Consider the following 13,138-nt stretch of genomic DNA (forward strand, 5'->3'; position numbering starts at 1 on the left):
TAAATCCGATTACATTTTTTGGATAAGATCAACCACATGCTGAGTCGCATTTGGTTGGGCATGTTGACGCGCTTTCACTGCCATTTCTGTAAGTAATTGGCGGTTCATCAGCGAAGTGAACAATTCATTTAAAACATCTGGTGTCATAGTCGATTGCTGGCAAATTTTTGCAGCACCGATATCAGCCAGAAATTTGGCATTTGCAGTTTGGTGATCATCAACTGCTATCGGAAGTGGTACAAAAACTGCAGCAACGCCTGCTGTTGCAACTTCCGTCACCGTTAATGCTCCAGCTCGGCAAATAATTAAATCAGCTTCACTATAAGCCTTTGCCATCTCTTCAATAAACGGCAAAACCTGCACCTTTAAGTTGGCTGGTGCATCTGCATAAAGTGCTTGAGTTGCTTCAACTTGCTGTTGACCACTTTGATGAAAAATATTGAGTGGAACTTGTATTTTTTTGAGCGCTGGCGGTAAATGTTCATTAAGCGCTTTTGCACCTAAAGAACCGCCGACAATTAAAATATTTAAAGGTTGTCCCGCTTGCTCACGCGCATCATAACGCCACTTAGAGCTTAAAATATCGGTGATTTCACGACGTACCGGATTTCCAGTTGTGACAACTTTGTCGCTAACAGGAAAAGTATTTGGAAATGCTTCACACACGACTTTAGCAACACGCGCTAGCTGTGCATTGGTAAAACCAGCAACCGCATTTTGCTCGTGAATAAGTACTGGAATACCTAACAATCGTGCTGCTAAACCACCAGGCCCCGCAACATAACCGCCAAATCCAGCAACAGCATCAACTTTAAGCTGTTTCATATAGCGCATTGCGCTTAAAGTCGCTTTTAAAATTTTAAAAGGCGCAGCAAGTTTACGGATCACACCGTTCCCACGAACACCTTGAATATCAATTTGATAAATTGGAATATTTTGATCTTTTAATAAACGATTTTCCATACCTGTTGGCGTGGCTAACCACGAAACCTGACAACCTTGTTGTTGAAGTTGTTTGGCTACGGCGAGGGCTGGAAAAACATGTCCGCCTGTACCGGCAGCCATCATCATGACATGTTTGGGTTTGCTTTGCTGTGAATCGGTCACGGTCTAATTCTTCAACTCAAAAAACAATGGAAATTGTCATCTATTTTTGTAGCCGTTTATTTTAATCCTAAAGCTTCATTAACGAAAAGCTAATTTCACTCGTTTATAACAGAAAGATGTGCTTTTTTGAAAATATGCCTACAAAGCACTAGCGTATTTCATATTGTGATTTTATTAATTCATATATTTTCAGGTGATTTCCCATAAATACCGCTGAAAATCACCTGAAATAAATAATTAAGCCGTACGACCAGCTTCTAATACATCAAACAGATTATCAGCAATTGATGTACCAAATTGAGCATCAATTTCACGAATACATGTTGGGCTGGTGACATTAATTTCAGTGACATAATTGCCAATTACATCTAAACCAACAAAAATCAAACCTTTTTCGCGCAAGAAAGGACCAATTTTAGCTGCGATCAGCTTATCGTTTTCAGTGAGCGGACGCGCTTGACCTAAGCCACCTGCCGCTAAGTTACCGCGCACTTCACCATTTTGTGGAATACGAGCTAGACAGTAAGGAATAGGCTCGCCATTTACCATCAAAATACGCTTATCCCCTTCTACAATTTCAGGAATATAACGCTGAGCCATAATTGGACGAGTACCTAACTCTGTAAGCATTTCTAAAGTAGAACCAATATTTACACCGTCTTGGTATAAACGGAAAATTCCCGTACCACCCATACCATCAAGTGGTTTCACAATGACATCGCCATGTTCTTTAAGAAATTCACGAATTAAACTTTGTTGCGATGTTACAAGTGTAGGTACTTGCAGCTCTGGGAATTGCGTTGCAAATAGCTTTTCATTGCAATCACGCAATGACTGAGGCTTATTGATAATCCATGAACCTTCGCGTTCAGCTTGTTCAAGCACGTAAGTTGTATAGACAAAATTCATATCAAACGGTGGATCTTTACGCATCAATACCACATCGTAAGCCGCGATAGATTCTTTTTTCTTTTCGCCCAATTCGTAATAATGATTGTAATCTTCAAATACTTTTAATGGTGAGATTAGACCGTAAGCCTTACCTTGATCGATATATAAATCTTGTTGTAATGCATAACCCAATTCATGTCCACGACGGCTCGCCGCCCACAACATTGCCATGGTTGAATCCTTTTTAAGATTTACGGTTTCAATCGGATCCATGACGACAAGTACACGCATGCTCAAGCTCTTCATAAAATTTAAATTAGCATGAGTATAGCTGAGATTTTTCACTCGTTTTTCTTAATTTCAGTAAATCGTTATCTGTTATTCCTTTAACTAGAACTCAAGTAAATTCAGTTAAACTATGACCATAAAATATTATTTTTAAAGGCTAAAGATGAAACTTTATCGCTATTTAACCGGCCCTGATGACTCTGCTTTTTGTGCACGAGTAACTAAAGCACTGAATCACGGCTGGGAAGTATATGAAGCACCCAGCATGACCTTTAATGGCACACATGTGATTGTTGGACAAGCAATTTGTAAAACGATTGACGAGAATTATGATCCAGAAATGGATATTTTAGATGTTCTCAAAAATAATGCTTAAATTAAATATTTACTTTCATCTCTAAAAACATCTTCTTAATCCAAATTAATAACTCAAGCTAATCAATACCCCTCCTTGTTAGCTTGAGCAATCACTACAACCTTTCAAAATAAAGACTTAAAAAAGCAATCTCATAAATTTTAAAGACAATAGTTCTTTTATTCTAAACAAAGAAATGATTATAATTATCATTAATACTTTTATTTTTGTTAATTGATTTTATTTTATGTTAAGAATTTCTACATCATCTCCCCCAATTAAGCGTTTGTTCCCGCTCAGCTTACTCAGTTTAATGATCTTGAATATTCAAGGTGTATACGCTGAAGACTCTAGTAACTCATCCTCGAAAGTTGCAGCGACCATGCCCACCATAAAAATTGAGGCTATGAGTGAGTTAGACCCAATTAAAAGCTATATCGACTATGACAAAGCCAATGTCACACGTAATGGCTTAGATAAAAAAGATATCCCTCAAACCGTTGATACCATTGATGTTCAGAAATATAAAATTTATGGATCAAATGATTTAAGCGTTATGCTGCAAGGTACCCCAGGGGTATCTACCAATTACGATATGCGTGGTGATGGCATTACCATTCGTGGTTTTGGTGCTGATACAGGCGATATTTACCGTGATGGTATACGTGAAAGTGGGCAAGTACGCCGTAGTACTGCCAATATTGAGCGTATTGAAATTTTAAAAGGCCCCGCCTCTGTTTTATATGGCCGTAGTGCTGGTGGTGGGGTTGTGAATATGGTGAGTAAATTCGCCAATTTCGACTCTAAAAGTTCAGTTGGCGGTTATGCAGGTTCATACGATAACTATGGAACCACTGCTGACATTAACCAAGTAATTAATGACAATTTAGCAGTACGCCTTACGGGAGAATATGGCGAGTCAGGTAGCTTCCGCTCTGGTATTGAAAATAAAATTGAGATGTTTTCACCAAGTTTTACGTATAAAAATGATGATGGAACGCTTACTTGGACTACACAATATACCTATGACAAATTAGGTCGTGTGCCTGATCGTGGTCCAGCATATGAAAACTTGCCTGTGGGAACCTCTATCAAAACAGGATTTGCGCAAGACGGAGATTATGTTGATGATATTTTGCAAGTTGTGCGTACTGACGTAAATTACCAATATGCGCCTGATTGGAACTTCCACTGGGCAGCAAGTTACCGACAAGCAGAACAGAACTTTGACCACTTTTATTCTGGGACTTATTGTGGTTTAGATGGTAAAAACTCAAAGAATGAGTCTTGTACTAAAAAAGGTTACATCGACCAAATTTACTACTGGCAACAAACCAGCAATAAAACAACGACGAATACCTTTGATATTAAGGGCAAGTTCAAAACAGGCTCGCTTGAACACCAAATTATGTTGGGTACAGACTGGACTTATGAACAGCGAGAGCCACGTCTAGCCAATAAAACTCAAAATGGGTCAGCCATTTATGGTTACGTTAATCCAATCACTGGTGAACGAGAGTACAGTCGTGGCAATGGCCCATTAAAGATTAGTCAGCATAACTATAATGAAGGCACAACTTACGGCGTATTTATTCAAGATTTAATTGGTCTAAATGACCAACTTAAACTCATGATGGGTGTGCGCTACGATTACTTTGACTTTTCAACCACCAACAAGCTGACTAAAGAACACCGTAATGTAAAAGATGGCAGCTTTAGCCCGAATGTTGGCTTGGTATGGCAACCGCTTCCTGAACATAGTTTTTATACGTCTTACTCTAAGAGCTTTGCACCATTTGGTGGACAAATGGGTGTTAACCAAGTTACTGGAAGCACTGATGTCACAAAAATGGATAAAGAGCCTCAATATAACGAGCAATACGAAGTTGGGGTAAAAAGCGAATGGTTAGATAGTCGTTTAAATACTCAATTTTCGGTCTTTGATATTCGTAAAAATAATATCCGCTATAAACCAAAGCCTAATGAAGAACCAGAAGTATGGGCAACGGCCGGTCAGCATCAATCTCGTGGTCTTGAATTTAGTTTTATTGGCCGTGTACTAGATAATGTCTTTATTCGCGGTGGTTATGGCTACACAGATGCAAAAGTAAAAGAAGACAAACAAAAGCCTGAACAAGAAGGCAACTATTTAGCAAATACATCTAAGAACACGGGTAATTTATTTGTTCGTTATTTACCAACCGAGCAGTGGTATACCGAAGTGGGTGTGACCTATGTGGGCTCTTATTATCCAAATATTAATAATCAAGTAAAAATGGAAGGCTTTAACCGTGTCGATGCAGCGATTGGCTATAGTGCAGACCCTTGGAATGTCACTATTGCAGTGAATAACCTGACCAATAAAGAATACTGGCGCTCTGACAGCATGCCGGGCACACCTCGTAATGTGTTATTACGTTTGAATTATCAGTTCTAAGTAAAAATATTAAAAAGGCATCCCCCCTATTTAGAGGTATGCCTTTTATTTTTAAATACCATATTTTTCGCGATAAGCTTGCATGTTTGCTAGCGCTTCTTTTTCGTCCTTGGGTAATGACTGAACAAGGTCAACAAGACAAGTTGGGCATGACGATGGAGTGTAAGAAGTGATTCGCATAAGAGATTTTATGTTAATCAGATGATCGAAAGGCCCTATTTATGGGCCTTGGGACTGTTCTAAATTTTGTGTAAGTACTTAATTTTCATTTTAATCACACTTAAAGCCTGATAACCGTAATTCTTGTTTTAGATTATCAGCACCTTCTGAAGTCATAAAATTTTGGAGATAGTTTGTTGATTCAAAATAAGACTCATGGACTGTGTTATTTACAATAATGTTGTCAGCGTTTATAACTGCATTTGCCATAGAACACACTTCTTTTTTATCTTTATTGACCAGAACCTTTACATCATTTTCAGCGTTATTCAATATCAATTTACCACGAACAATGATTTCTAATTGTGGGTAAACTTTTTCTAGCATCTGTAAATATTTCTTTTCATCTGCATAGTTTGGATATTCTTTCGCTTGAATTGTACTGATTGCTGAAATAGCAAGTAGGCTAATTAGGATCTTTTTCATTTTATAAGTTTTTGTAAAGCTTCGGATAACTTAGTATAGCATTCTGTTGCTGAGCCGTTGAATGAGATTTTAGGCTTATAGTGGTACTCATTCATTTCGGTTTTGAACTTCACTTCCATGTCATAGACCTTATCGGTAGGTTTGTGCAACAAAGTCAAATTAACATAATACAGCTTATACGAAATTATTAAATCTTCCGTATAACAATCAAAAACTTAGTCTAAATCATTATAAGGCTCAGTGCTCTTAAACGGCTTTTTTATGATTTCCACCCAAATGACTATCATTTAATCAATGCCATTAGATCAACTCAATAATTAAATTATAAAAAAGGAAGCCACAGCTTCCTTTTCCACACCTAACTCTTAGATTCCGTATTTCTCGCGATAAGCTTGCATATTTGCTAGCGCTTCTTTTTCGCCTTTCGCATCTAAATAATCCATTAAATCTTTCATAGTAATGAGTGCATGCACAGGAATTTCTAATTCTTTTTGAACTTCTTGGATTGCAGAAAGTTCACCTTGACCACGTTCTTGACGATCTAGCGCAACTAAAACACCAGCGATAGTTGCACCAGCATTTTTCAAAATCGTTACGACTTCACGAATGGCTGTACCTGCGGTAATTACGTCATCAATAATCCAGACTTTTTTACCTTCAACCGCAGCACCAACTAAAACACCACCTTCACCATGATCTTTTGCTTCTTTACGGTTAAAGCCCCATGGCACACTTTTGTTGTGTACTTGCGACAAGGCAACAGCAGTCGCTGCTACAAACGGAATGCCTTTGTAAGCTGGTCCAAAAATAACATCAACATTTTGGCATTGTGTTAATTTATCGGCATAGCCTTGTGCCAAAAGAGATAAAGCTTCACCATCGTTGAGTAGGCCTGCATTAAAAAAATAAGGACTCACGCGTCCAGATTTTAAAGTAAACTCACCAAATTTAAGCACACCGCGTGATAATGCGAGTTCGATAAATGCTTGCGGGTTAAATGACACAGGCGTTGTCATGAGGTGCTCCAAATTCACAATTGAGGTTAAATTTTCGCATGATACCAAAGGATCAGTATCCAAGTGATGTAAAAATTCTTCGAGTCGTTTCCATTAACGTAAATGGCTTGCGTTCTTCGGTGACGAAAGGCTTACTTGAATGGTTAGAACAATCAGATGCCGATGTCGTATGCATGCAGGAAAGCCGCATTACCCATGAACAATGGACTGAAAAATTTAGACCCGAAGGATGGCATACCCATCTCTTTCCAGCAGAGCGTGCAGGTTACGCAGGAACTGCCATATATAGCCGCCTACCCTTCGTCTCTGTTAAAGATGGTTTAGGGTTTGAGTTGGCTGACAGTCAAGGTCGCTTTATTTCTGCTGAATTCGATTTAGGTTTGTCACATCCAGTACATATTGCATCATTATACTTACCTTCAGGCTCAAGTGGTGAAGAAGCGCAAGCACGTAAAGATTTATTTTTAGGTGAATACGCGAAAATCTTGAAGCAATGGCGTGATGAAAATAAGTCAGTGATCATTTGTGGTGACTACAACATCGTTCATAAACGGATTGATATTAAAAACTGGTCAGGTAATCAAAAATCATCTGGCTGTTTACCGCATGAACGTGCATGGCTTGACCATATTTATGATGAACTTGGCTATGTTGATACCTTCCGTGTAGTTCGAGCAGAAGCAGAACTTTATTCATGGTGGTCAAATCGCGGTCAAGCTCGTGCAAAAAATGTAGGATGGCGTATTGACTATCAAGCCTGCTCACCAGACTGGAAAGCACGTACAACCAATGCCTGGGTCTTTAAAGATCAATGGTTTAGCGACCATGCACCCGTTATCATCGACTATAAAATTCAAGAGTAAGTGAACACTCGTTCACTTGCATTGTCGTTTTCGCTTACAGCATATGTCGTTTTTGAGTATTTTTCTTACACAACTTTAACGGCATTATAGCTGCACGGCACAGGGAAGCAGTCAGGATGACGCAAAAGGATAGGACGCCGTAGGAAGATAAAATAAACTTATGATAAGTTTATTTGCAAGGATGTGACATTGGACGTTGAAATGAGACCCGCATGATCAGGATGATTAAATGCGGGTTTTCTCTTTTCAATCTCTTATTTTTTGCGCTAAGTTCTTTTAGTTTTAACTTCTTCTTATTAAGCTCATTATCGCCTTGTCTTATGACAATAACATGACATTTCTCTTTCGATTAATCATAATTTTTCATTTGTTTTAAAAGTATCTGTATAAAGTAGTGCTCAAATGCTTTTTGGGTTAGGCTGTGTGCTCTCTCTTTTTGACATGGTCCGATAAAATGTTAAAAATTTATGGAATCAAAAACTGTAATTCAATGAAAAAAGCATTTGATGCCTTGCAAGCTAAAGGGCTTAACTATGATTTTCATGATTATAAAAAACAAGGGATTGATGTAGATACCCTAAAAATTTGGTTAAAAGAAATTGGACAAGACACGGTTCTAAACAAAAAAGGAACCACTTGGCGTAAGCTATCAGAAGAAGAACAAACGCATGCGTTAAGCAGTGAAGACCATCTTATTGAAGCACTTATTGCTCAACCAAGTTTAATTAAAAGACCAGTTTTACAAACCTCTCAAGGTTTTATCGTCGGTTTTGATGAAGCGATATATCAAAATATCCAAGCATAAAAAAACGAGCCATTTGGCTCGTTTTTTTATTAAAACTTTTAGTTAGCGCGAATCCATGTTTGGTTACGACCAAGTGCAGAAACGCCAATATATCCACGTAATTTAAGCTTCTTACCGCCATCTGTTAACTCACCTTTCAATTTGTAAGTTTTGCCAGATTTAGGATCTAAAATCGTACCGTTTTCATAACTGTTATCACCTACATTTTTTAAATTATGTACAATGGTGACACCTTTAAGTGGTTTGTTTTTGTACGGACCTTCACATTTTGTACAAACGTTTTCTTCGCCTGGTGTCAAAATGTTTTGAATGGTTGCAGTTAAGGTTCCATCCTTCTGTTCCGTAAATTTAACTACGGCTTTTGGCTTATTGGTCTGATCATCAATTGTTTTCCATACCGTTCCATTGAGTGAATCAGCCGCATTGGCAAATGCAGCCATACCAATGAGTCCTAAAGCTAAAGCAATCTTTTTCATTTTTGTAATATCCTTGGGTCTTTCAAGATTTTAGTATTCAGAAGTCGCAAAGATATTGCAATTTTTGAATGTGACTGTTTCGTGTAACCTTGTAATCTTGCAAAATAAAATTTACAAGAAAACAAGAAACTAGCATAAAAATGGATGCTCTATGAATATATCAAATGTTTGGAAATATTACTTTACAGAAACTTTTCTTAAAACAACAATTCGCAAGCCAAGTCAGCTAAATTTACCGCCTACTGCCTTACGTCCTGTTTTAGACCAAATGTGTCGTGCTTTTCCACGACAAAAAAATGTTTCTGTGCGCCCGATTCGGCTGGCAGGCATTAAAGGTGAAGAAATCAAACCACAAGATCATGCTACTCAAATGATTTTTCACATTCACGGCGGTGCTTTTTTTCTTGGCAGTGTCAAAACACACCATGCTTTTATGACAGATTTGGCTGCTCGCACCCAAATGCAAGTTATTCATGTGGACTATCCACTTGCGCCTGAACACCCATACCCTGAGGCAACCGAAGCTCTATATGACATCTATCAATCTTTAGTAGTACAAGGTGTTCAGCCAAAAGATATTATTTTATCGGGGGATTCGTGCGGAGCGAATTTAGCACTAGCACTTTGTTTACGCTTAAAAGAACAACCTGAGCTCATGCCAAGTGGTCTTATTTTATTGTCGCCTTTTTTAGATTTAACGCTGACAAGCGAATCATTAAGATTTAACCAGAAACATGATGCCCTGCTTTCGCTTGAAGCCCTGCAAACAGGGATCCAACATTATATTGGCAATCAGATTACAGCCGATGACCCACGTGTTTCGCCTATTTTCGATGACTTGCATGGCCTACCGCCGACTTTGGTTCAAGTAGGTTCTAAAGAAATATTATTAGACGATGCCAAGCGTTTTAGAGAAAAAGCCGAAGATGCAGGTGTTAAAGTTCAATTCAAACTTTATACAGGTATGTGGCATAACTTCCAGATGTTTAATGCATGGTTTGATGAAGCAAAACAAGCTTTGGCAGATATTGCTGAATTTGCTCATGAACTCGATAAAACTTAATTTATCTATAAATGATGTGAACAGTGAATAAAACTTTTCACATTATTTTCTTTATAAAAAGTCATCATATTTAAATTCAAAATCATGTTATGTTTAAAATATAAATTATTTAAACAATCCAATTTTAGGATAGTCTAACAAAAGAGGCATCTGTACTTAGGAGCCCTTACTTATTATGAAAAGTCGTTTAATCACTCATCCCATACATAAAACAAAACAGGTGATAATCGATTTCATCCACAATAATCACATCATTAACTGGACGCCATTACAAAAAAGCGCACTCATGCTCACACTTAGCTTTGTAATGAATTTTAGTTGGATTTTATGGAAAGGTTATATTTTAATTACGCCAAGTGTTTGGCAATGGACAAATTTACCTCTCGTTCAGTCGCAAATCTGGTTACATCTATTCACCTTATTTGTATTAGTCTTAGTAATTATTCCTTGCTACCTCTACAAAAACCAAGAATGGGCTCAAAAAGTAATTCCATTTATTAGCGTGCAATTCTTTGCACTCATGCTATGCCACGATGGATATTTAATTGGCAGCATTAGCCCTGCAACCATGGTGGGTTATGTCGGTACCATTGGTGTGGGACTCGTGTTATTCGACCGAAAAATTGTTTATAGCGCCCTTATACCTGCGACCATTATTTTAGCGGTATGTACTTATTTAAGCATGAGAGGTACTTTACCTTATGCGCCGTTATTTAATCTTATTGATATGCAACGTGCTCAAACTAACCCCTTTTGGTTAGGGAGTATGGCATTTTTTATTATGCCCATTTTATTGGCTTGTTTTATTTTATTTGAAATATTACTCACCCAATGGCGTCAGCGCGAAACTTATATTCAACGCCTAAGCCAACTCGACCCATTAACCAATGTATTAAACAGGCGTAGTTTAAATACTCATTTGGAGTCAATGCATCAACAGCAATTTGATTATGCGGTCGTACTTCTTGATATTGATCACTTTAAAAAAATTAATGATATATACGGACATCATCAAGGAGATCAGGTCTTAATTGAAATTGCTCAATGTCTGTCAAAAAACTTGCGTAGTGAAGATATTATTGGTCGCTTTGGTGGAGAGGAGTTTATTTTACTACTCCCCCATACCGATATTATTCAAGCAGAAAAAATTGCTGAGCGCTGCCGCCATGCTCTAGAAGAACTGCCAGTTTTTAGTACTCAAAATAATCCCATTCATATTAGTGCAAGTTTTGGAATAAGTAGTTCAGCATTTGCAAAGGATCCATATCTTGTTATTCGGCAGGCAGACCAAGTGCTTTATGCCGTAAAAGCCTCAGGACGTAATCAGGTACGTACATTTCATCAGACTGAGGCTGTTAATACGCTATGATTCTTTTAGTTTTGCCAAACTAGCGAGTTGCTGTAAAAGTTCTTGCTGGCTAAAGGCACCAGTTAAACGCAACGCACGAATTTCTTTTTGCTCTGGGCTTAAGAATAAATAGGTCGGTGGCCCTAAAATGTTCCATTGTTTCAGTAGAGCCTCATGTGACTGATCATAATGGCTCAAATCAAGCTTAATTAAATAATATGGTGCAAGAGCAGATTGAACCTCGGGTGCTTTTAAAATACGGTGTTCAATCGGTTGGCAGGCAACACACCAGTCTGCATAAACATCAACTACAATAGCCCGATCAGCTGGGGCAGCCGCTAAAATCTTTTGGAAGTCTGCCGCGCTAGCCGCAACATGCCACTCAGCCATGTGATCAGAACTTTGCAAATTTCGATTATGAATATGTTGATACTGGTTATAGGCTACAAAAGGTGTAACGATTAACAATAAAATCGCATAGAGCCATTGTAGCTGCCCTTTTTTCCAGAAAAACTGATAAACAGCATAGGCTATAAAAGCGAGACCTAGTACTAAACTAAGTACTTGCATGCCCCAATCAGGTAATAAAGGACGAATAAAGTAAAGGCTTAAACCCAACATCAGGAAAGCAAAAATCACTTTAATCTGATGCATCCAGTCGCCAGCTTTAGGTAAAAATTTTGCACCTAATATGCTCGCGAGTAATAAGGGAATCCCCATCCCAAATCCCAAACAAAACAGAAGCAAAGCTCCTTGCCATTGGTTTTGTGTTTGAGAAATAAATAATAATGTTCCAGCCAGAGGTGCAGTCATACAAGGACCCACCAAGAGCGCAGAAACCACACCCATGACGCCAGCACCAATCAAAGTGCCGCCTTGTTGCATGGACTGAATGCGGTCAAGTCGGTTTAACCATGTTTGCGGCAAACGAAGTTCAAACAAGCCAAATAGGTTCAGAGCAAATACTATAAACAGCAAACTAAAAGCAATTAAAGTCGCAGGCTGTTGTAACCAGCGTTGGAAATTTAAGCCTGCTGAAGAAGCAATTAAACCCAAGCCTGCATAAACTAATGCCATACTACAGACAAAAGTAAGTGCAATCACCCAAGCTTTTAAACCTTTATGCTCTCGAATAATCAACGAAGTTAAAATAGGAAGCATCGGTAAAGAACATGGCGTAAATGCGAGCAGCATGCCTAAACCTAGAAATAATAAAATCCCATACCAAAGTGAGTGTTCAATTAACTTCGCAGACCAGATCTGATCTTGTGCAATTTGTGGTGTAGTTGTATCAACAGCCGTCTGTGTACTCTGCTCTTTTTCTAAAGATTCTGAATCTGAAGAGGCATTTGGTTGCGTATTTGCTAAATCCAACAATCGTTTTTGCGCTGTTCCTGCTTGGTTTTGCACACCCACCAAGCCATCTGCATCAGTTTGAAACTCAATTGTTTGAGGTGGGTAGCAAATACGGTCTTTGGCACAACCTTGCCAAGTCACACTGTAGTGTTCTGAAGGCTTTGTCTTAATTTGAAAATTAACTTGATGGTAGTAAACCTGACTTTGCCCATAATTTTCATCATATTGAGCAACAGCTTTAGGTAACTTTAAAGCTAAAGGTTGAGTACCTTGTTGTACGGTAAATTTATGCTGATATAGATAGTAATTTGGCTGAATCTGCCAAGATAAACTCGCAGTATGCGGCTCAGAAGATTCAACCGAAAATGAAAAAGCTTGTTCGGGTGACAGCAACTTGTCTTGTGCAGAAACCAACTGGCTAAATACACAAACAATAACTGCTAGAAAATAAAGAATTCCCTGATGTATAAGCTTTTTCATTAACATAA

Annotated in this window: 12 protein-coding genes; 6 read left to right on the forward strand and 6 right to left on the reverse strand. The window is 38.2% G+C overall.

What is annotated here, in order from left to right:
* Positions 1–9: 9 nt before the first annotated feature.
* Positions 10–1,107 carry an undecaprenyldiphospho-muramoylpentapeptide beta-N-acetylglucosaminyltransferase gene (gene murG / locus HL290_RS12790; RefSeq protein ID WP_198496658.1) on the reverse strand — a complete coding sequence of 366 codons (1,098 nt, stop codon included), beginning with the start codon at positions 1,105–1,107 and terminating at the stop codon, positions 10–12.
* 237 nt (positions 1,108–1,344) lie between these two features.
* Positions 1,345–2,289 carry a glutathione synthase gene (gene gshB / locus HL290_RS12795; protein ID WP_005038008.1) on the reverse strand — a complete coding sequence of 315 codons (945 nt, stop codon included), beginning with the start codon at positions 2,287–2,289 and terminating at the stop codon, positions 1,345–1,347.
* 160 nt (positions 2,290–2,449) lie between these two features.
* Here gshB and HL290_RS12800 point away from each other — a divergent pair, with 160 nt between their 5' ends.
* On the forward strand, positions 2,450–2,662 hold the full coding sequence (locus HL290_RS12800) for a DUF1737 domain-containing protein (RefSeq protein WP_198496659.1): 213 nt from the start codon (positions 2,450–2,452) through the stop codon (positions 2,660–2,662).
* A gap of 226 nt (positions 2,663–2,888) precedes the next feature.
* Positions 2,889–5,078: a TonB-dependent receptor gene (locus HL290_RS12805; protein ID WP_198496660.1), complete on the forward strand. Its 2,190-nt coding sequence runs from the start codon at positions 2,889–2,891 to the stop codon at positions 5,076–5,078.
* 270 nt (positions 5,079–5,348) lie between these two features.
* Here HL290_RS12805 and HL290_RS12810 read toward each other — a convergent pair whose 3' ends face one another.
* Both HL290_RS12810 and pyrE read right to left on the reverse strand, forming a co-directional pair.
* Positions 5,349–5,723: a hypothetical protein gene (locus tag HL290_RS12810; RefSeq protein ID WP_198496661.1), complete on the reverse strand. Its 375-nt coding sequence runs from the start codon at positions 5,721–5,723 to the stop codon at positions 5,349–5,351.
* Between the two features lie 365 nt (positions 5,724–6,088).
* Positions 6,089–6,739, reverse strand: coding sequence for an orotate phosphoribosyltransferase (gene pyrE / locus HL290_RS12815; protein WP_004639998.1), 651 nt, complete (start codon positions 6,737–6,739; stop codon positions 6,089–6,091).
* Positions 6,740–6,777: 38 nt separating this feature from the next.
* Here pyrE and HL290_RS12820 point away from each other — a divergent pair, with 38 nt between their 5' ends.
* Together HL290_RS12820 and HL290_RS12825 are read left to right on the forward strand one after the other, a co-directional pair.
* On the forward strand, positions 6,778–7,602 hold the full coding sequence (locus tag HL290_RS12820) for an exodeoxyribonuclease III (protein WP_005038000.1): 825 nt from the start codon (positions 6,778–6,780) through the stop codon (positions 7,600–7,602).
* 454 nt (positions 7,603–8,056) lie between these two features.
* Positions 8,057–8,407, forward strand: coding sequence for an arsenate reductase (locus HL290_RS12825; protein WP_198496662.1), 351 nt, complete (start codon positions 8,057–8,059; stop codon positions 8,405–8,407).
* Between the two features lie 38 nt (positions 8,408–8,445).
* On the opposite strand, the gene HL290_RS12830 is transcribed toward HL290_RS12825, so the two are convergent.
* A complete protein-coding gene (locus tag HL290_RS12830; RefSeq protein WP_198496663.1) occupies positions 8,446–8,883 on the reverse strand; it encodes a DUF2147 domain-containing protein in 438 nt (145 codons plus the stop codon).
* 151 nt (positions 8,884–9,034) lie between these two features.
* Between HL290_RS12830 and HL290_RS12835 the strand changes: the two genes are divergently transcribed.
* Together HL290_RS12835 and HL290_RS12840 are read left to right on the forward strand one after the other, a co-directional pair.
* Positions 9,035–9,946 carry an alpha/beta hydrolase gene (locus HL290_RS12835; RefSeq protein WP_198496664.1) on the forward strand — a complete coding sequence of 304 codons (912 nt, stop codon included), beginning with the start codon at positions 9,035–9,037 and terminating at the stop codon, positions 9,944–9,946.
* Positions 9,947–10,121: 175 nt separating this feature from the next.
* Positions 10,122–11,315, forward strand: coding sequence for a GGDEF domain-containing protein (locus HL290_RS12840; protein ID WP_198496665.1), 1,194 nt, complete (start codon positions 10,122–10,124; stop codon positions 11,313–11,315).
* Here HL290_RS12840 and dsbD read toward each other — a convergent pair.
* The gene (gene dsbD / locus HL290_RS12845; RefSeq protein WP_198496666.1) at positions 11,310–13,136 is read right to left on the reverse strand and encodes a protein-disulfide reductase DsbD; all 1,827 of its coding nucleotides are present in this window, start codon (positions 13,134–13,136) and stop codon (positions 11,310–11,312) included. The genes HL290_RS12840 and dsbD overlap by 6 nt on opposite strands.
* Positions 13,137–13,138: the final 2 nt, after the last annotated feature.

The organism is Acinetobacter sp. AC1-2 (assembly GCF_016124155.1).
Taxonomy (GTDB): domain Bacteria; phylum Pseudomonadota; class Gammaproteobacteria; order Pseudomonadales; family Moraxellaceae; genus Acinetobacter; species Acinetobacter calcoaceticus.